The organism is Kitasatospora dryopteridis (assembly GCF_050749075.1).
Classification (GTDB): domain Bacteria; phylum Actinomycetota; class Actinomycetes; order Streptomycetales; family Streptomycetaceae; genus Kitasatospora.
The window spans coordinates 6936870-6954925 of sequence record NZ_CP192749.1 but is presented as its reverse complement, the minus strand read 5'-3'; the positions used below and the strand labels follow the sequence as shown (position 1 = coordinate 6954925).

The window sequence follows — 18056 nt, the reverse complement described above, 5'->3', positions numbered from 1 at the left end:
TAGCGTGGCGAGCTCGATTACCCGCGAGTAGGGACTGTTGATGGCCGCGCCGCGCCCGTACGACCTCGTCCTGTTCGGTGCCACCGGGTTCACCGGCGGCCTGACCGCCGAGTACCTGGCGCGGGCGGCGCCGGAGGGCTGCCGCTGGGCGCTGGCCGGCCGGGACGAGGGCAGGCTCGCCGCGGTCCGCGACCGGCTGGCCGCGATCGAACCGCGCTGCAAGGACCTCCCGCTGCTGGTCGCCGACGCCGCCGACCGGGAGGCGCTGCGCGCGGTGGCCGCCTCGGCCCGGGTGGTGGTCTCGACGGTCGGCCCGTACCTGCACCACGGCGAGCCACTGGTCGCCGCCTGTGCGGAGAGCGGCACCGACTACGTGGACCTCACCGGCGAGCCGGAGTTCGTCGACCGGATGTACCTGCGCCACCACGAGCGGGCGGTGGCCTCGGGCGCGCGGCTGGTGCACGCCTGCGGCTTCGACTCGGTGCCGCACGACCTCGGGGTGCTGTTCAGCGTCGAGGAGCTGCTGCGCCGCGGCGGGCCCGCCGCCCGGGTGACGGTCGAGGGCTTCGTCCGGGCCGGCGGCACCATCTCCGGCGGGACCTTCGCCTCCGCCATGACCGCCTTCTCCCGGCCGCGCGCGATGGCGCAGGCCGCCCGGGAGCGCCGCGCCGCGGAGCCGCGGCCCAGGGGCCGGCGCATCCGTACCCCGCTCGGCCGGCCGCACCGGTCGCGGGCGGCCCGCGCCTGGGCGGTGCCGCTGCCGACCATCGACCCGCAGGTGGTGGCCCGCTCGGCCGCCGCACTGGATTCGTACGGCCCGGACTTCGGCTACACCCACTACGCGGCGGTGCGGCGGCTGCCGATCGCCCTCGCCGGGACGGCCGCGGTCACGGTACTGGCGGTGGCGGCGCAGCTGCCGGCGGCGCGGCGGGCGCTGGGCGCGCTGCGGAAGCCGGGTGCGGGGCCGAGTGCGGAGCAGCGGGCGCGGTCCTGGTTCACCGTCAGGTTCGCGGCCAGGGCCGAGGGCGGCCGGGCGGTGTACACCGAGGTGTCGGGCGGCGATCCGGGGTACTCGGAGACGGCGGTGATGCTCGCGGAGTCGGCGCTGTGCCTGGCGTTCGACGAGCTCCCGCCCGTTTCGGGGCAGCTGACGACGGCAGTGGCGATGGGCCGGCCGCTGATCGACCGCCTGATCGCCGCGGGCCTGTCGTTCCGTGTACTGGACGCCCCGCCGACGGCGGCACCGGGCCGCTGATCCCTGCGGGAGCGCGGAGCTGCGTGATCGGGGCTCGGCCCGTGCCGTCATGAGGCCCGCATCCGCATTGCGCAGTTCCGCCCCCGGCCTCCGGCCGGGAGGTACCCCCGGCGCCCCTGATCGATCACCCGCCCCGGGTCACTGGTCGACGGTGAAGACGGCGGAGCGGCCGTTCGCCGCGGCGGCGGCGTAGAAGGCACGCAGTTCGCCGAACCAGTGGCGGGTGTAGGCGAAGTCGTCCTCGTCGCGGGCGCCGTCGTAGTCCTCGGGGTCGAGGGCGAAGAAGCGTTCGCGCAGCCAGGCGTCGTCCAGGTCGGCCATGGCGGCGGCGATGTCGGCGACCTCGGCGGCGGTGACGTGGACGACGACGTAGTCGTCGCCGTCGTGGAGCGGCAGGCCGCCGAGGACGGCGTACGAGAGCGGGTAGCTGCCGCCCTCGTAGGTGAGGCGGCCGTCGGCGAGGCAGCGGTGGATGGCGTCCCAGGCCTTGTCGGTCTCGGCGAGGTGGTCGGTGTCCCAGCGTTCTTCGATGTCCTCGATCACGGCGAGGACGTCCTCGTCCTGCTCGGCGGCGAGCAGGCGTGCGGCGTCCTCCTCGGTGAGGGCGAAGTGGACTCCTCGGCAGGCCATCGGTCTCTCCTCTGCTCGGCGGCGGGTGGTCGGCCGGGACGCTACCGGCCGCCGGTGACAGCCGACGCGGACGCCCTTCGGGCTACTTGTGGGTAGCGGACCCGCGTGGGCGGGGGTGGTGGGCAGGGTGGAAGGATGGGCGGTCCGCCCCCGGTGGCGTACCTAGGTCGACCAGGCCCGCCTGCCCATCCTGCGGCGGCCTCCGGTGACGGGACCAGGTCCGCGCTGCGTATCCCTGCAGCCTCGGCGGCGTGAGTGACATCAGACTTCCCACTTCCCTCCCTCAGGAAGCTCCCTCACCATGCACCACTTCTCCCTGCCCAGGCGCGCCCGCATGCCCGGACGCGCCCTCGCGGCCGCCGGCGCGGCCGGTCTGCTGCTGTCCGGCTGTGCGAGCTCGGCCTCGCCGGCCTCGGACGGCGCGTCCGATCTGCGCGACCGGTTGCCGAAGGACGTCCGCAAGGCCGGTGTGCTGCGGATCGGCTCCTACCTGAACTACGCGCCGGTGGAATTCAAGGAGGCCGACGGCCGGCCGGCGGGCCTCGATCCGGATCTGGCGGCGGCGATCGGCCGACTGCTCGGCCTGCGGGTCGAGTTCACCGACATGCCGTTCGAGCGGCTGATCCCGGCCGTGGAGGCCGGGGACATCGACCTGGCGATGTCGGCGGTGATCGACACCACGGACCGGCAGAACGGCATCGACGACCGCGGCCGCACCTCCGGCCCGGGTGTGGACTTCGTCGACTACTTCTTCACCAGCACGTCGATCCTGGTGAAGGCCGGGAATCCGGCCGGGATCTCCGGGCTGGACAGTCTGTGCGGGCACGCCGTCGCGGTGCAGCGCGGCACCGTCCAGGCGGAGATCGCCACCCGCCAGGCGGGCGCCTGCAGCCGCTACGACAAGAAGCTGGACGTGCATCTGCTGGCCACCGACGAGCTGGCCCTGGCGGAGGTCGCGGACGGCACCGCGGTGGCGGACCTCAACGACTACCCGGTGGCGCAGTACAACACCTCGGCGGCGCGCGGCGGGAGGTTCGCCCTGACCGGCGAGCACATCCAGTCCAGCCCGTACGCGATCACGGTGAACAAGGCCGACACCGAGCTGCGCACGGCGGTCGCCAAGGCGCTGGACCGGCTGATCCGCAACGGCGAGTACGACCGCATCCTGGAGAAGTGGGGCCTGCACACCGGGGCGGTCTCCAGTGCGGTGGTGAACGGCGGGCGCTGAGGCGCCCGTTGCCGCGCCGGCCGGGGCTGCGGGGCACGACCGTGCACCCGGCGGCCCCGGCCGGAAGGACCGGGGCGTCAGCGTTTGCGGGCCACGCCCGCCCAGTACCAGGCGGCCTCCGGGTCGGCCGGGGGCTCGCCGTCCTGGCGCCAGGCCATCACGGGCACCACGCCGGGCTCGAGCAGCTCCCAGTCGCCGAGGAAGGCGGCGACCTGCTCGCGGCTGCGCGGGACGAGGGTCAGCTTGCCCTGGTCGGCGGCGGCGACCACGCCGGCGACGGTCTCCGGGTCGAAGTCGGCGGTCGGGTGGGTGACGACGATGTGGCTGCCGGACGGCAGGGCGTCGAGGAGTTCGGCGACCCGGGCGTGCGGCTCGTCCTCGTCGGCGACCAGCATCAGGACGGCGACCAGCATCAGCGCGACCGGCTGCGTGAGGTCGAGGGTCTCGGTGAGCGCGGGGTGGCTCAGGATCGCCGCGGGGTCGCGCAGGTCGGCGTGGATGTAGGCGGTGCGGCCGCGTTCGTCGCCGACCAGCAGGGCCCGGGCGTGGGCGAGCACGATCGGGTCGTTGTCGATGTAGACCACGCGGCTCTCGGGCGCCTCGGCCTGCGCCACCTCGTGGGTGTTGCCGCCGGTGGGGATGCCGGTGCCGATGTCGAGGAACTGCCGGATGCCGGCCTCGCGGACGAGGTGCCGCACCGCGCGGCCGAGGAAGACGCGGTTCTCCTTGGCCATCTGCCGCATGGTGGGGATGGCCTGCTCGAAGACCTCGCCGAGCGCCCGGTCGGCCGGGAAGTGGTCCTTGCCGCCGAGCCAGTAGTCGTAGACCCGGGCGGAGTGCGGCAGCGAGGTGTCGATCTCCGGCGGCTGCCAGTCGTCGAGCGGCCGGCCGGCCACGAAGGCCATTCCGATCTCTGCCTGACGTTCCGTCATGAATGCTCTCCCCGTGGGTCGTCGGCCGGCGATGGGCTCGCAGCCTAGCCGCCCCGCGGTGTGTTCGTACGCCTATCCGACGGCCCGTCAGGCGGGTTTGTCGTCGGGTCACCACTTCGGGGCGCAACCGCCCCGGCCGGGCCTGCTTCAGCCGCTCTTGCGGCGGCCGGACCAGAGCTTGGCGAGGCCGATCGCCGCGGCGACGGCGATCAGCGCGGCCAGGGCGTGGTCGCTGCCCCCGGCGGCCCCGTCGGAGTCGTCGGAGGCGGCCGGCCCCGAGGCCGCGCCGGGGGCGCCGGAGGCGGACGGCCCCGCGGAGCCCTGCGCCTCGGGGGCCGGGGAGCCGTTCAGCGCCAGCCGCCAGACGTCGCTGCCCTCGCCCTCGCTGCCGTACAGCACGGCGGAGCCGTCCGCGGAGAAGGTCACCGACTCGCCCTGCCGCTGGAACGGCACGTCGAGCGAGCGGAGCTTCTTCGGGGCGCCGTCCCACGCGTACAGGTCGGCGGAGAAGTAGCCGCGCAGCACCAGGCGGCCGCCGTCCGGCGAGAAGGCGCCGTCGGTCACCCACGGCACGTCGGCGATCCGGCGGAAGGTGTTGACGCCGCTCGGCGACAGCACCTCGGGGCCCTGGTAGAGGCCGCCGCCGGACTGCTTCTTGCTGGCGATGTAGGCCCGACCGGTGACCGGGTGCACCATCAGCGCCTCGGCGTCGCGCGGGCCGTCCTCGTAGCGGACCTTGTAGCGGGCGGCGGTCACCGTCTGGTCGCGCAGCTCGGCGGGTTCGGCGAAGGCGTAGATCCACACCTCGGGCCAGGTGCCGTCGAGGTTGTCGCCGATGTCGCCGACGTACAGCCGGCCGTCCGGGCCGAGCGAGACCGCCTCCACGTCGCGCGGCTTGATCCCGCGCAGGGTGACGGTGGCGACCGTGCGGCCCTCGCTGTCGACCGCGTAGACGTACGGGCCGTCGTCGCTGTCGTTGTGCGTCCAGTAGACGCCCGGGTGGGCGCGGCTGGCGGTGAGGCCGCTGGACTCGGTGATCCGCTTGTCGTGGATCGCGAAGGCCTTCTGCGGCCGCTCGGCGGCGGCTGCGGGCAGCGCGGCCGGGCCCAGCAGGATCAGCAGTGCGGCGGTGGCGGCCGCACCGCTGCGCATCCGCCGCACGCTCCTCGTCGCTCGCTCCACCGGGCGATCATCGCATGCCCGCCCGGCCGGTCGGCGCGGAACGGTCGGGTACGTCCCGACCCGCCCGGGCGGTCGGCGGCCGGGCGCCGATCAGGGCGACCGCGGCAGCACCGGCGCGGCAGCCCGCCCGGGCGGCCTCGACCGGGTCGGCACCGGCGAGGCGGGCGGCGAGCAGTCCGCCGGCGAAGGCGTCGCCTGCGCCGGTGGAGTCGACCGCGGCCACCCCGGCCACGCCCGGCACCCGGGCCAGCACCCGGCCGCCCGCGGCCACCAGGGCGCCCTGGGCGCCGAGTTTGACGACCGCCTCGCCGTAGCGGGCGCTGAGCCGCTCGGCGGCGGCCGCCGGGTCGCCGGTGCCGGCCAGCAGGTGGGCCTCGGCCCGGTTGGGCAGCAGCAGGCCGATGCCGGCGAACAGCTCCCGCAGGACCGCCGGGCCGAGGCGCTGCAGGAAGCCGGTGGACGCCGGGTCGGCGCTGATCTGCAGCCCGGCGGCACGGGCGGCGGGCACGGCGAGGGCGGCCAGCCGGCGGCCCGGCCCGGAGAGCAGCTGGTAGCCGGAGAAATGCAGCCGGGCGGCCCCGTCGAGCAGCGCCTCGTCCCAGTCCTCCGGGCCGAGCCGGACGGCGGCTCCGCCGTCGGTGACGAGGGTCCGCTCGGCGCGGGCGTCGACCAGGCTGATCACCACGGCGGTGGGCGCCTGCGGGTCGACGGCGAGGTGCGCGGCGACGCCGGCGGCGGCGAGTTCGGCACGGTGCCAGTCGGCGGAGTCGGCGCCCGCCCGGGCGAGCAGCCGCACCTCGGCCCCGCCGACGGCGGCCCAGGCGGCGGCGTTGGCCCCGGCTCCGCCCGGCCGCAGCGCGATCCTGGCGGCGGTGTCGGTGTGCGGGGCGAGCGGGCCCTCGTGGAGGGCGACGACGTCGGTGACCACCTCGCCGACGACGAGCAGGGCGCCGGTGGTCATCCCTGCCGTCCGGGGTCCGTTCCGGCTGCGGCCCAGGCGCGGGCGATCCCGGCGGCGAGCCGGACGTTGCCGCGGACGGCGGCCAGGTTGGCCTCCAGCGAGGCTCCCCGGGTGTGCTCGGTGAGATGGGCGAGCAGGTAGGGGGTGATGGCCTGCCCGGTGACACCGGCCTCGGCGGCCGCGGCCAGTGCCTCGGCGAGCACCCGGTCGTGCAGTTCGGGGTCGAGCTGCTCGGCCTGCGGGACGGGGTTGGCGACGACCAGGGCGGAGGCCGGGCCGCCGAGGGCGTCCTGGGCGTGCATGACGGCGGCCACCTCGGCCGGGTCGTCGAGCGTCCAGTCGAGCGGCAGGCCGGAGCTCGTGAGGTAGAAGCCGGGGAATTCGGCGGTCCGGTAGCCGAGCACGGCGACGCCGAGGGTCTCCAGCCGCTCCAGGGTGGCGGGCACGTCGAGGATCGACTTCACGCCGGCGCAGACCACGGTGATCCGGGTGCGGGCGAGCAGGCCGAGGTCGGCGGACTCGTCCTGGCTGGCCGTCCAGTCGCGGTGGACGCCGCCGAGGCCGCCGGTGGCGAAGACCCGGATGCCGGCGCGGGCGGCGAGGAAGGCGGTGCCGGAGACGGTGGTGGCGCCGCTCGCGCCGGTGGCGAGGGCGGGCGCGAGTTCGCGGAAGCCGAGCTTGCGCAGCGAGTCGTCGACGGCGACGCGCTCCAGGCCGGCCTTGTCCAGGCCGATGTGCGGGACGCCGTCCAGGACGGCGATCGTCGCGGGGACGGCGCCGCCGGCCCGGACGAGTTCCTCGAGTTCCAGGGCGACGGCGAGGTTGCGGGGGCGCGGCAGGCCGTGGGCGATGATCGTCGATTCGAGGGCGACCACGGGGGTGCCCGCCGCGAGGGCGGCGGCGACCTCGTCTGACAGCCGCAGCGGGGCCGGTGCGGCGGGCGTGGCGGGGGTGGCGGGCGAGGGTCGGTTCATCCCCGTTTCCTGGCGTCGGCGCGCCCGTTTCAAACCTACTCGCACACGTGTTCCCATCGGGCGTAGGCTGGCGCCGTGCTCCGACTCCAGAGTTCGCTGTTCGACGACACCGAGGAGATCGGAGTCGGGCCGCTCGACGCCGTCCGCCGCACCGCGCTCGGCGACGGCGCCTGGATCGACGAGCAGCCCGGCTGGCTGCACGGCGCGGGCGCCCTCTTCGAGCGGCTCGCCGCCGGCGTCCCCTGGCAGGCCGAGCGCCGCACCATGTACGAGCGGGTGGTGGACGTACCGCGACTGCTCGCCTTCTACGGCGAGGAGGCCTTCGCCGCCGGCCCGGACGCCCTCCCCCACCCGGTGCTGGCCGCCGCCCGCACGGCGCTGGGCAAGCACTACGCGGCGGAGCTCGGCGAGCCGTTCGCCACCGCAGGCCTGTGCTTCTACCGCGACGGCCACGACAGCGTCGCCTGGCACGGCGACCGGCTCGGCCGCGGCGGGCACCAGGACACGATGATCGCGATCGTCTCGGTCGGCGAACCCCGCCCGCTGCTGCTCCGCCCCCGCGGCGGCGGCCCCACCGTGCGGCGGCTGCCCGGCCACGGCGACCTGCTGGTGATGGGCGGCAGCTGCCAGCGCACCTGGGAGCACGCCGTCCCCAAGACGGCCCGCCCGGTCGGGCCGCGGATCAGCATCCAGTACCGCCCGCGCGGGGTCCGCTGACACCGCCGCCCCGCGATCCGGGTACGGTGCTGCGACCCCCGCTCCCGAGGAGGGCCGAGTGCCGCCCCAGCTGCCGTTCTTCGTCTACGGGACGCTCCGTCCCGGCCACCGCAACCACGATCGCCACCTGGCCGGGCGCTGCAGCGCGGTGCTGGACGCCGTCCTCGACGGCGCCGCCCTGCACCGCGGCCCCGGCTATCCGTACGTGGTGCCGTGCCCGGGGCGGCAGGTGCGCGGCGAACTGGTGACCGTGCCCGCCGGCCTGTACCCGCGGGTGCTCGCCGAACTCGACCTGCTGGAGGACTGCACCCCCGACGGCCTCGGCGAGTACGTGCGCGAGCGCCTGCCGGTGCACCTCGCCGACGGCACCGAGACCGACGCCTGGGTCTACCTGGCCGGCCCGCGCGTCACGGCCGCCCTGCACAGCGCCCCCGCCCTGGTCGCCTCCGGGGACTGGGCGGACGCCTGCCGCGGCTGAGCACGCCCGCACCCCCGCATGTGCCCGGACATGACGATCCCCGGCGTCCGCTGCTGCCCTGCGCGCGTGGACCGTCGCCTCCTGCGCGCTTCGCGCCTCGACCCGCCGGGGGTCTCGCCAGAGCCTGGATCAGGGTCACTCGGACGGCCGTCGGACGTCTCCGTCGGCGGTGCGGCTCTGTCCGGTATTCCGGTGTACTGACCAGTTTCCTCCCTATTCGCCCCAGGTCAAGACCCCCCAGCAAACTCTCAGGAACGCCCCGGGAGAAAGGTCAAGGGGTGGTAAAGTCCGACCACTGACGCCGCATCAGCAGCGCCCGCACGCCGCGGGCACGGCTGCCCGCAACGGCGCGGGGCGGCGACCGAAGGGGGGCGGCGTGCCGGACGAACACGCCGTCGGGGGCGGCGGTACGAGCACGGCCCCGGCGGACACCCGCAGGAACCGGATCGACACCCTGCTGCGGCACTCGCCGCTGCAGCCCGCTTTCCGGGCCATGGCCGCCGGCCGCCTCGCGGTCCTCGCCTACCACGGCATCGACGACCCGCAGACCTTCGCCGCCCAGATGGCCCGCCTCGCCCGCACCGCCCGGCCGGTCACCCTGGCCCGCGTCGAGCAGGCCGTCCTGGAGCGGCGCCCGCTGCCGCCGCGCAGCGTCCTGGTCACCTTCGACGACGGCGACCGCTCACTGCTCACCCACGGCCTGCCCGTCCTCGCGCGGCACGGCATCCCCGCCGTGGCCTATGTGATCGCCGGGCTGATCGGCGGCGACCGGCCGTACTGGTGGTCCGAGGCGGCCTTCCTCGTCGAACGCGGCGGCACCGCAGCCGCCCTCCCGCCGAGCACCGGGCCCGACGCCGCAGTCCGCCGCCTGAAGCAGTTGCCCGACGCCGAACGCCGGAGCGCCATCGACGAGCTGCGCACCACCGCCGGAACCGCCGCACCCCGCCGGCCCCAGCTCACCCCGGCCGACCTGCGCACCCTGCGCGACAGCGGGGTGGCGATCGGCAACCACACCGTCGACCACCCCTGCCTGGACCGCTGCCGCCCCGAAGAGGCCGCCGAGCAGGTGGCCGAGGCCCACACCCGGCTCACCGGCTGGCTGGGCGAGGCACCGGCCTCGTTCGCCTACCCCAACGGCAATCTCGACCCGCACGCCGAGCGAGCCCTCACCGACCTCGGATACCGCACGGCCTTCCTGTTCGACCACCGGCACGACCGCCGCCTGCCGCGCCGACCGCTGCGGATCAGCCGACTTCGGGTGAACGCCTGCACCAGCATGAACAGGTTCGACACCATCCTCTCGGGCCTCCACCCCGCGGTGCACCGCCTCCGCGGCGGCCGGTGAGCGGCGACTCGTGACCGCAGGTCTGTGACCGGCGGCCCGGTGGACGGCGGCCTGATGGACGGCGGCTCGGTGGACGGCGAAGGACAGGCACGGATCGAGGGGGCGGCAGCAGGATGAAGGCGGCGACGGCAACGGGCGGGGCGCCCGCGATCCACCGGTCACCGGTGGAACTCGGCAGTGAAGTCCTGGACGGGTGGCGGCAGTTGGTCGCCGAGGACCCGCACGGTTCGTGGTTCGCCACCCCCGAGTGGGTGCTCTCCTGGTGGGAGACGCTCGGCAGCGCCGACTCCGGTTCGGGGCGGGCCGAGATCGCCGTCTGGCGCGGCGCCGGTGGCCGGATCGAGGCGGTCGTCCCACTGCTGCACACCCGGCTCCGCCTCCACCCGCGGCTGCCCGTCACCGCGCCCTGCCTCACCCTGCTCGGCAGCGGGCCGGGTGCCGCCGACCACTGCGGCCCCGCGGTCGCCGCCCACCGGCAGGAGGACGTCCGCCGCTGGCTGGCCGCCCGCGCCCGCCGCACCACACTCTGGCTCCCCGACCTCGACCCCTCGGCCGCCGCGGCCCTGCCCCCCGAGGCCCGCACCGTCGCCCGCGCGGCCTGCCCGCGCGTCGACCTGACGCAGGGCCACGACGCCCTCGGCTCACGGCAGTTCCGATCCACCGTGCGCCGGTACCGGCGCAAGCTGGAGGCCGCCGGGGTCACCTTCCGCTGGGTGCCGCCCGCCGAGGCCGGCACCGAGCACCTGGACGCCGTACTCGCCCTGCACCGGCTGCGCCGCACCGCCCTCGGCCGGCCCACCACCTTCGACGCCCACCGCCGCCCGCTCCACCTGCGGGTGCTGGAGCGCTCGGCCGCCACTGCCGCGGACGACGGCCACGGCCCGGCCTTCCTGGTCGCCGAGCACGATGGCGACACCATCGGCACCCTGTACGGCTTCCGCTGGAACGGCGGCTTCGCCTACTACCAGATCGGCTGGGACCCGAAGTGGGCACCGCTGCGGCTCGGCACCGTGGTCATCTCCGAGGCCGTCCGCGTCTGCGCCGAACAGGGCCTGCACACCTTCGACTTCCTGCGCGGCACCGAGCCGTACAAGTACCGCTTCGGCGCGGTCGACCGCTACGACGACACCCGGCTGCTGCCGCACGGCCCGACCGGCGCCCTGCTCGCCCTCAAACACCGCGTCAAGAACCGCCGCACCGAACGCACGGAGGCCGGTCCGACCGCGAGCAGCACGGCGGAGGACTGACGCCGCGGCCGGGGCCGAAGGGCCCGCCGGTGCCGAAAGCGTGGGCCCCTCCTGCCCGTCGGCGGGCAAGGAGGGCGAGCGCGGGAGCGCCTCCGCCCCGAGCCGAAGGGCCCGCCGGTGTCGAAAGGGTGGGCCCCTCCTGCCCGTCGGCGGGCAAGGAGGGCGAGCGCGGGAGCGAAGCGACGGAGCGACGACCGTCGGCGCCGGGCCCGGAGGGCCCGGAGGCGAGCGGGCGACAACACGGCGCCGCACCGGGAAATGTCCATGCCAGTCCGGCATTCGGAGCACCCGGATCGACCGCGCCCGAACCCTTGACAGGCACGGGATGCTGCCAGCAAGGTCCCTGGGAGCGCTCCCACTCGCTGGTCCGGCGGACCGGCGGGGCGCACCCCACCCGATCAGCCAGTGAACGAGGCACCCCATGCCAGGTACCAGACGCCCTGCCCCGCGCCACACCGCCGTGGCCGATTCCGGCAGCGCCCCTGCCGCCATCGCCCCTGCCGACGGACCGTCGGCTGCCGACCGGCCGCCGACGGCGGGTCGGGCGCCCTCGGCCGCTTCCCGCACCGCCGACCGGCGGTCGCGCCGGCGGCGGACGCTCCGGTCCGCCGCTGCGCTGGGCTGCGCCGGGCTCGCCCTGACCGCCTGCAGCAGCAGCGGCACCCCGGTCGCGCCGGCGGCGTCCGGGATCCAGGAGACCATCACCCTCAAGGTGGGCACCTTCGGCTCCTTCGGCTACCGCGAGGCCGGCCTCTTCGCCGAGTATATGGACCGGCACCCGGAGATCGTCATCACCGAGGAGGCCATCCAGGACGGCAAGGAGTACTGGAACGACCTGACCTCCCGGTTCTCCGGGCAGAACCCCAAGCCGGTGGCGGACATCCAGGCCGTGGAGGTCGGCTACATCGCGGAGGCCACCGGCGCGCTGGCCGACAAGTTCACCGACCTGCGGTCGGCCACCGGCGTGCACGCCTCGGCCTGGCTGCCGTGGAAGTCCGCCCAGGCCACCACCCCCGACGGTGCCCTGCTCGGCCTCGGCACCGACACCGGCCCGATGGCCGTCTGCTACCGCAAGGACCTGTTCAAGAAGGCCGGACTCCCGAGCGACCGCGACACGGTGGGCAAGCTGTGGGCGGGCGACTGGTCCAAGTTCGTCGACGTCGGCCGCCGGTACAAGGCGCACGCGCCGGCGAAGACGACCTTCACCGACTCGGCCGGCGGCCTGTTCAACGCGGTGCTGTCTAGCGAGTCCGAGCAGCTGTCGGACGCCCGGGGCAACCTGGTCTACCAGGACAGCGCCGGCGTGCAGAAGGCCTGGGACCTCTCGGTCTCCGCGGCGCGGGCCGGACTCACCGGCGGTCTCCAGCAGTTCACCGCCCAGTGGAACGACGCGCTCTACCTCTCCGGCTTCGCCACCATCGTCTGCCCGTCCTGGATGACCGGCGTGATCAGCAAGTACGCCGGGGACCGCGGCGAGGGACTGTGGGACATCGCACCCGCACCGGCGGCCGGCAACTGGGGCGGCGCCTTCCTCGCGGTGCCGAAGGCCTCCCGCCACCAGAAGGAGGCCGCGGCGCTCGCCGCCTGGCTGACCGCCCCCGAGCAGCAGGCCAAGGTGTTCGCCAAGACCGGCAACCTGCCCTCGGCCGGCGCCGCGCTGCAGCTGCCGGCCGTCCAGGACGCCACCAATCCGTACTTCAACAACGCCCCCACCGGCCGGATCTACGCCGCGGCCGCCCGGACGATCCGGCCCGCGCCGATCGGCCCGCTGGACGGCACGGCCAAGGCCGTCATCACCGACACCGCCCTGCTGGACGTGGAGCGGAACGGCACCGACCCGAGGAAGGCCTGGAACAACGCGGTGAAGGTGATCACCGAGAAGGCCGGCGGCTGAGGGCGCCGTACGGCGCCGGGGACCCGCCTGCGCAGCAGGTGGGAGCGCTCCCGTACACTGGGAGGCCTCCGGCGCCGCGCCATCCCCCGCGGCGCGGCGCCGAGGCTTCCCGGGGGCCGTGGCGAGCTTGCCGTGCGGCAGCATCCCGTGTCACGGCGGCGTCGTTGGTACCGGTATGAGCACTTGTCATCCGTCCGCGCACGGCGCCGCGCCGTCCGCCGTCCCGCAGCAGGCCCCGCACCTCCCGCCGGCGCCGCAGGACTTCGGCCCCGTCCAGAGCCTCCCCCACCTGCACAGCCTGGCGCCCGCCGCGGGCTTCTCCCCGCCGGAACCTCGGCCCGGGCGGGGCCCGCAGCAGGCCCAGAGCTGGGCCTCCAGCGCCGCCGAGCAGGCCAGCGACGTCCTCAGCGGCCTACGGACCGTCGAAGTCCCGGTCGCGGCACTGCAGGCGGCACTGCTCATCCTCACCGAACTCGTCGCGAGACCGCACGAGACCACCGGCATGCGCGACGCCGCGCGGGAGATCTGCGGCGTCTTCGCCGGGCTGACCGACCAGGCGGTCTGAGAGCCACCGCCCGCCGCGGTCTGCCCCCGGCCCGCCCGCGGACGCGCCGCCCGGCCGCCCCTCGGCGGGGTCCGGGCGGCACGTGGGGCCGGTACGGCTGCGCGGCCGGCCGGCGGGCCCGTGCCGCCACAGCGTGCCCGACTGCCCAGCGGCACGCCTGAGAAGTGTCGGGTTATTGATCAACTGCGTGGCGTTCGGAAAGGGCGGCCCGTGTGGGCCCGGACTGCCCCCGTTGCGCTGTCAGTACAGTCCGCTGTAGGCGGCCATCACGATCTCCATGCCGCGGTTGTCCTCCTGCCGGTCCCGGTCGATCATCTGGTTCATGACATAGGCCACCGTCATCCGTGAGCCGGGATCGCTCACGACCAGCGAGCCGCCCCAGCCGCCCCAGCCGAAGGTGTTGCCGAACTTACCGAAGCCCACCGTCCAGGACATCGGCGTCCCCAGCACGCGGTCGTCACCGCGGAACACTTCCTTCCACGCGGGCTCGCAACCCCGGGGGGACAGCAGTCGTACGCCGCCGGCCGAACCCCGGTTCGCCAGTACCGACTGCACGAGGGCGACAGAGCGAGCGTTGCCGAAACCGTTCACCGCGGGGATCTGTGCACGGCGCCAGGCCGTTGAGTTGGCGTCCTTGACCCGGATCGCGGCACCGGTGTTCCCCCGGCGTGTGCCATCCGGTCCCGGCGGTGCGCCGGCAACGTACTCGTCGGTCAGAGACGGCGGCGGGATGAGCGGTGCGACGCGGTGGTCATGATCGGCGGAGAGCCCGATGTGGAAGTCCGCGCCCAGCGGTTCGGCCACCTCCTCGGCGAAGAACTCGCCGAGACTGCGGCCGGTGATGCGGCGGACGATCTCACCCACAAGGAAGCCGAAGGTGAGCGCGTGATAGCCGGCGGCCGTTCCCGGCTCCCATTCGGGCGCCTGCGCGGTCAGCCCTGCCGTCACGCCCTCCCAGTCGTAGAGCTCCTCGACCGTCGTCGGCCCGGGCAGGTCCGGCAGCCCCGCGGTGTGCGACAGCACGTGCCGCACCAGAACGTTCTCCTTACCGGCCGCGGCGAACTCGGGCCAGTAGGCGGCGACCGGCGCAGACAGATCGAGCTCGCCCCGGTCGGCCAGAATCAGGGCGCACAGGGCGGTCATGTTCTTGGTCGTCGAGTTCACGCCGGTGAGGGTGTCGCGCTCCCAGCCGACGGAGCGGTCCGCATCGGCGTACCCGCCCCAGATGTCGACCACCTGCTCGCCGTCGATGCAGACGGCCGCCGAGGCACCCACGTCGTTCTTGCTGAGCAAAGCTGCAAGGGCCGCACGGACTGCGTCGAACCGCGGCTCGCAAAACCCCTTAACATCAGTCATGGGCGTAAGCCTCGGGTAACGCCGGGGCTTCCTGCCCAACAATTCCCGCACTGGTTTTGTCGGGCGGGGGCGCGATCAAATCTTCTCTACTCCAGCAAGGCGGCCTGACGACCGCGCGGTCGGCCGATGGCCCGGCCGGCGCCCGAGACCGCAGCGCCGATGACCGCAGCGCCGCGCGGCAGGCGACTCCGGCTCGGGCTCAGGTGCCGGCCGCTGCGGCTCCTGCGGCTGGCCGGCAGGGCGGGCGTTCGCCGGAGGGCGGGCGTTCCTACGGCGGAGACGCAGAAGGAAGGACGGATACGCGTGCTGGAGCGGCTGAATCAGGCGCTGGACCACTTGGAATCCTGCCTCGACCGGGAGGTCGACATGGCCGAGGTGGCCCGGATCGCCGCGGTGTCGGAGTACCACTTCCGGCGGCTGTTCTCCGCGCTCGCCGGGATGCCGCTCCCGGTCTACGTGCGGCGCCGGCGGATGACGCTCGCCGGGGCCGAGGTGCTGGCCGGGGAGCTGACGCTGCTCGATGTCGCGGTGCGGTACGGGTACGGCTCGGGCGAGGCGTTCGCCCGGGCATTCCGGTCGGTGCACGGCATCGGGCCGGGCGAGGCCCGGCGTACGGGTGCGGTGCTCACGGCACAGCCGCGCATGTCCTTCCGTGTCGTCGTCGAAGGGAGTGCGGCCATGCGGTACCGGATCGTGGAGAAGGAGTCGTTTCGGGTCGTCGGCAGGAAAGCCCGGCTCCCGCTCGTGCGCGAGGGGGTCAACGCGGCCGCCGCGGCGCACGTGGAAAGCCTGGACGAGCAGGCGATCGTGCGGATGAAGGAGCTGGCCGGCCAGGAGCCGGAGGGGATCCTGTCGGCGGTGGTGTACCTGACCGACAGCCGGGAAGACGGCGCCGAGGCGGACTACTGGATCGGCGTGGTGACCGGTCCCGAGGCGGCCGCCGAGGAGCTCGACGCCCTCGACGTGCCGGCCGGGACCTGGGCGGTCTTCGACAACCACGGGCCCTATCCGAGCGCCCTCCAGGAGCTGTGGCGAGACGTGTTCACGCAGTGGTTCCCCTCGAACCCGTACACGAGCCGGACAGGTCCGGAGCTCCTGCGGACGCAGCCGGTGGAGATCGGCGCGGAGACCGGCTCCCAGCTGTGGATCCCGGTCGAGCGGGGCGGCGGGGGCGCCGGGGCGTGAACGCCGGTACGGCAGCAGCGGCTCGATCACAACCCGTGCGCCACGCCCCGCAGTTGACCAATTACCCGACACTTTCCCGGCCGCCGGAGCGGCTCACCATCTCGGCGATCCAGACGGGCGCGAACGGGGACGTGCAGCCCGGGGAGGTCGGGTAGTCCTTGAGCACCTGCAGGCGCTCGCCGATGTCGACGGCGCGGGCCCGGTACTCCGGGTGGTCGATCCCGATCTGGGCCAGACAGTGGTTCATCGCCCACTGCAGGCGGTCCGGGGCGCCCTGCATCTCCGCCTCGATGACATCGAGCAGTCCTGCGAGGTCGAGCCCCTCGGGCTTCTTGGTGACGCGCTCGGTGGTCAGCGCCCAGCCGGCACTGGCGACCACCGGGTCAGGATCGGCGAACCAGGCCAGGCGCAGCTCTTCGGCGTGCGGGCTCTTCTTCACCACGTAGTTCACGAGCCAGTCGTGCACCTTGGGTTTGCGTGCCTCGCGCAGCATGGTGTCCAACTCGCCGCGCTCGAACGCCTTCGGCCGGCAGATCAGGATCGCCAGCAGCCGTGCCGCGGTGTCGCCCGTCTCCCAGAGCCCGCGGGCGAGCTCCTGCTGGGTCTTCAGCCGCTTGGCGAGCGCGCGCAGTTTGCCGAGGTTCACCCCGTGGTCGTCGCCGTGCCTCTCGTTCACCGCGCGTGCCTTCGGGTCCTCGAGTGCGGCCAGCTCGGCCATCACTTCGGCCACCGTCGTCTCGGTCGGCGTCGTCTCGGCCACCCGGGTCTCCTGTCCGTCACGTCCGCGGTTCAGCGTACGGCGGCGGTCTGACACCTGTCGTCCACGGCGGTGCGGCGGCACGTGCCGGGCGGGGGTCAGCAGCAGGGTCCGGCTCGGCGGTGCTCCTCGGCGAGTCCGGTGAAGGGGATGGGGCAGCAGTCGCTGCCCGCGCAGACGGTCAGGTCGTCGCAGCCCGCCGCGACCGCCGCGACCAGGGCGGTGCGGATGGTGGTCAGGTCTGCGATCCTGGCGTCGACCTCGGCGAGCTTGGCGGCCGCGCGCTCCTGCAGCCCGGCCACCGGCCGACCGTGCCGGTGGCGGCCGGCCTCCAGCAGTTCGGCGACCTCGTCGAGGGTGAACCCGAGCCGCTGGGCGGCCTTGATCACCCGCAGCACGGTGACCGCCCGGTCGTCGTACACCCGGTGGCCGCCCGGGCTGCGGCCCGGGTCGGGGAGCAGCCCGCGGCGCTCGTAGTAGCGCAGGGTCTGGATGTTCACGCCGGCCGCCTCGGCGACCTGGCCGGTGCGCAGCCCCTCGTTCACTGCGGCCTCCCGGGTGCGGATGTCCGCCGCTCCGGTGCCCGGTCCGTACTGATCATCCCGCTCACTCCCCTCGCCGCGTCCCGGTCGGAACATCTCCGACGGTAAACCTGTACCCGGGTACCGGATGCAAGTGCGCGGGCCCGGCCCCGGCGGACGGGCGGCCTCGGCAGGAACGTCAGGTCACGGCTGGGGGTTGTCGACGATGGCCCGGAGCGCCGCCAGCAGGTGGGGGCGGTCGGCGGGGGCGACGGGCTGGAGGAACATGCGCTCGACGATGGCGGCGTGCACCTCGGTGGCCCGGCGGAAGGCGTCGGCGCCCCGGTCCGTGGCCTGCACCAGGGTGATCCTGCGGTCGGCGGGCGAGGGCGTGCGGCGCACCAGGCCGGCCTGCTCCATCCGGTCGACGAGGCGGGTGGTGCCGCCGCTGGTGAGGGTGAGCCCCTCGGCCAGGTCCCGCTGGGAGGTGCCTCCGCCGTGGGCCCGGGCGAGCATCAGCAGCACCTCGAACATGGTGTGGCTGAGTCCGCACTCGGCGCGCATTGCGGCATCCATGGCCCGGTCGAGGCGGGCTGCGGCGCGCAGCAGCAGGCCGAGCTCCTGGATGGCGGGGCCGGCCGCGGCCTGCGCGAGCTCCGCGGCGCCGGTGTGCTCCGGGGTCGCCGGCCCTTCCTCGCGCGCCGTCGGTGCGATCTCCATGCGCGGAGTCTACTGATCGGCCACCCCCCAAGATCGGCCGTCGCACGGCTCGTCCTCCACCACGGATCGGCGCAGGATTGACTGATTGCTCAATTGCTGAGCAGTCAGT

18 protein-coding genes are annotated in these 18056 nt (G+C 74.6%); 9 read left to right on the top strand and 9 right to left on the bottom strand.

The genetic code is table 11. From position 1 onward, the window contains the following. The first annotated feature begins 40 nt into the window (after nt 1-40). Nucleotides 41-1255, top strand: coding sequence for a saccharopine dehydrogenase family protein (locus ACQ614_RS31490; RefSeq protein WP_431682348.1), 1215 nt, complete (start codon nt 41-43; stop codon nt 1253-1255). Nucleotides 1256-1393: 138 nt separating this feature from the next. Here ACQ614_RS31490 and ACQ614_RS31485 read toward each other — a convergent pair whose 3' ends face one another. After that, nucleotides 1394-1885 (bottom strand): DUF1877 family protein, encoded by a 492-nt coding sequence (locus tag ACQ614_RS31485; protein WP_431682347.1) that lies wholly within the window; start codon nt 1883-1885, stop codon nt 1394-1396. Nucleotides 1886-2186: 301 nt separating this feature from the next. Here ACQ614_RS31485 and ACQ614_RS31480 point away from each other — a divergent pair, with 301 nt between their 5' ends. Beyond that, nucleotides 2187-3113, top strand: a complete 927-nt coding sequence (locus ACQ614_RS31480) for an ABC transporter substrate-binding protein (RefSeq protein WP_431682346.1) — start codon at nt 2187-2189, stop codon at nt 3111-3113. A gap of 77 nt (nt 3114-3190) precedes the next feature. Here ACQ614_RS31480 and ACQ614_RS31475 read toward each other — a convergent pair whose 3' ends face one another. The 4 genes from ACQ614_RS31475 to ACQ614_RS31460 form a co-directional block, all read right to left on the bottom strand. Continuing rightward, nucleotides 3191-4045, bottom strand: a complete 855-nt coding sequence (locus ACQ614_RS31475; RefSeq protein ID WP_431682345.1) for an SAM-dependent methyltransferase — start codon at nt 4043-4045, stop codon at nt 3191-3193. A 147-nt stretch (nt 4046-4192) separates the two neighbouring features. Then, nucleotides 4193-5227 (bottom strand): hypothetical protein, encoded by a 1035-nt coding sequence (locus tag ACQ614_RS31470; RefSeq protein WP_431682344.1) that lies wholly within the window; start codon nt 5225-5227, stop codon nt 4193-4195. A gap of 7 nt (nt 5228-5234) precedes the next feature. Then, nucleotides 5235-6188 (bottom strand): carbohydrate kinase family protein, encoded by a 954-nt coding sequence (locus ACQ614_RS31465; protein ID WP_431682343.1) that lies wholly within the window; start codon nt 6186-6188, stop codon nt 5235-5237. Beyond that, nucleotides 6185-7162 (bottom strand): pseudouridine-5'-phosphate glycosidase, encoded by a 978-nt coding sequence (locus tag ACQ614_RS31460; RefSeq protein WP_431682342.1) that lies wholly within the window; start codon nt 7160-7162, stop codon nt 6185-6187. Before ACQ614_RS31460 ends, ACQ614_RS31465 begins: the two co-directional genes overlap by 4 nt. Before the next feature lie 75 nt (nt 7163-7237). Here ACQ614_RS31460 and ACQ614_RS31455 point away from each other — a divergent pair, with 75 nt between their 5' ends. The 6 genes from ACQ614_RS31455 (at nt 7238) to ACQ614_RS31430 (ending at nt 13408) form a co-directional block, all read left to right on the top strand. Beyond that, nucleotides 7238-7879, top strand: a complete 642-nt coding sequence (locus ACQ614_RS31455) for an alpha-ketoglutarate-dependent dioxygenase AlkB (protein ID WP_431682341.1) — start codon at nt 7238-7240, stop codon at nt 7877-7879. Nucleotides 7880-7937: 58 nt separating this feature from the next. Beyond that, entirely contained in the window at nt 7938-8357 is a 420-nt protein-coding gene (locus ACQ614_RS31450; protein WP_363497087.1) for a gamma-glutamylcyclotransferase family protein, read from the top strand. A 376-nt stretch (nt 8358-8733) separates the two neighbouring features. Further along, complete coding sequence (locus ACQ614_RS31445) at nt 8734-9702, top strand: polysaccharide deacetylase family protein (RefSeq protein WP_431682340.1); 969 nt, start codon at nt 8734-8736, stop codon at nt 9700-9702. Nucleotides 9703-9866: 164 nt separating this feature from the next. Further along, nucleotides 9867-10949 (top strand): GNAT family N-acetyltransferase, encoded by a 1083-nt coding sequence (locus ACQ614_RS31440; RefSeq protein WP_431682339.1) that lies wholly within the window; start codon nt 9867-9869, stop codon nt 10947-10949. Between the two features lie 421 nt (nt 10950-11370). After that, nucleotides 11371-12843 carry an extracellular solute-binding protein gene (locus ACQ614_RS31435; RefSeq protein ID WP_431682338.1) on the top strand — a complete coding sequence of 491 codons (1473 nt, stop codon included), beginning with the start codon at nt 11371-11373 and terminating at the stop codon, nt 12841-12843. Between the two features lie 175 nt (nt 12844-13018). Next, complete coding sequence (locus ACQ614_RS31430) at nt 13019-13408, top strand: hypothetical protein (protein ID WP_431682336.1); 390 nt, start codon at nt 13019-13021, stop codon at nt 13406-13408. 240 nt (nt 13409-13648) lie between these two features. Here ACQ614_RS31430 and ACQ614_RS31425 read toward each other — a convergent pair whose 3' ends face one another. After that, nucleotides 13649-14764, bottom strand: coding sequence for a serine hydrolase domain-containing protein (locus tag ACQ614_RS31425; RefSeq protein WP_431682335.1), 1116 nt, complete (start codon nt 14762-14764; stop codon nt 13649-13651). Nucleotides 14765-15067: 303 nt separating this feature from the next. On the opposite strand from ACQ614_RS31425, the gene ACQ614_RS31420 reads away from it, so the two are divergent. Beyond that, the gene (locus ACQ614_RS31420; protein ID WP_431682333.1) at nt 15068-15949 is read left to right on the top strand and encodes an AraC family transcriptional regulator; all 882 of its coding nucleotides are present in this window, start codon (nt 15068-15070) and stop codon (nt 15947-15949) included. A 61-nt stretch (nt 15950-16010) separates the two neighbouring features. Here the strand turns inward: ACQ614_RS31420 and ACQ614_RS31415 are convergent, their stop codons facing one another. The 3 genes from ACQ614_RS31415 to ACQ614_RS31405 form a co-directional block, all read right to left on the bottom strand. Then, the gene (locus ACQ614_RS31415) at nt 16011-16667 is read right to left on the bottom strand and encodes a DNA alkylation repair protein (RefSeq protein ID WP_431684078.1); all 657 of its coding nucleotides are present in this window, start codon (nt 16665-16667) and stop codon (nt 16011-16013) included. Nucleotides 16668-16804: 137 nt separating this feature from the next. Then, a complete protein-coding gene (locus tag ACQ614_RS31410) occupies nt 16805-17251 on the bottom strand; it encodes a MerR family transcriptional regulator (protein WP_431682332.1) in 447 nt (148 codons plus the stop codon). A gap of 180 nt (nt 17252-17431) precedes the next feature. Continuing rightward, nucleotides 17432-17947, bottom strand: a complete 516-nt coding sequence (locus tag ACQ614_RS31405) for a MarR family winged helix-turn-helix transcriptional regulator (protein WP_431682330.1) — start codon at nt 17945-17947, stop codon at nt 17432-17434. Nucleotides 17948-18056 lie beyond the last annotated feature (109 nt).